The sequence below is a fragment of the Oxobacter pfennigii genome, from assembly GCF_001317355.1.
Classification (GTDB): Bacteria; Bacillota; Clostridia; order Clostridiales; family Oxobacteraceae; genus Oxobacter; species Oxobacter pfennigii.
This window is the reverse complement of sequence record NZ_LKET01000015.1, coordinates 1-663: the sequence shown is the minus strand read 5'-3', so window position 1 is coordinate 663 and position 663 is coordinate 1. Positions and strand designations below refer to the sequence as shown.

The window sequence follows — 663 nt, the reverse complement described above, 5'->3', positions numbered from 1 at the left end:
AGGCCCTATTTTATTTTTACGGTAAGCATTGGTAAAGTTTCTGCAGAATCTGTCTCTTCCTAGTAAAGCTTCAGTTGCTAAAAGGGATGCCATCATATCTCTGTTGCAAGGATCCATTATGGCCGAATCCATTCCGCCCTGTATCGCAAGAGTCAAGAAGTTGGCATTTATTATTTTCCTCAATGGCATACTGAAGGAAATATTGCTCAATCCCGATGTTATTTTAATGGTCGGATACATCTCTTTTATCTTCCTTGTGGATTCCAAGAATGTCAGAAGCGATGTATTATCAGCAGACAGCGCCATAACAAGGGGGTCTATATGTATCCTGTCCGGAGTAATACCGTACTTTGCAGCTCTGTCGGTAACAACTTTAGCTATATCCACCCTGGTCTGCACATCTGAAGGTATTCCTTTGTTGTTGCAGGTCAATGCAACGACCTGCCATTCAGTACCCTGAATTAAAGGATATATTACTTCGCACTTGTCTCCTTCATCGGATACGGAATTTATAAGTCCCGGTTTGTTTGCATATTTAAATACCGCTTCAATTACCCTTGGGTTGGGGCTGTCTATGCAAACAGGCTTGTCTACCGCATTTTGAACTATGTCCATAAGCCATTTTAAAGTCTCAACTTCTATGTCCGGTGCAGTGCTGGCGCA

Annotated in this window: 1 protein-coding gene; it reads right to left on the bottom strand. The window is 42.2% G+C overall.

The window, feature by feature from the left end; all coding sequences use genetic code 11:
• Positions 1 to 663 (bottom strand): methyltetrahydrofolate cobalamin methyltransferase (locus tag OXPF_RS01625; protein ID WP_054873477.1); only part of this gene is annotated, 663 nt, incomplete at both ends.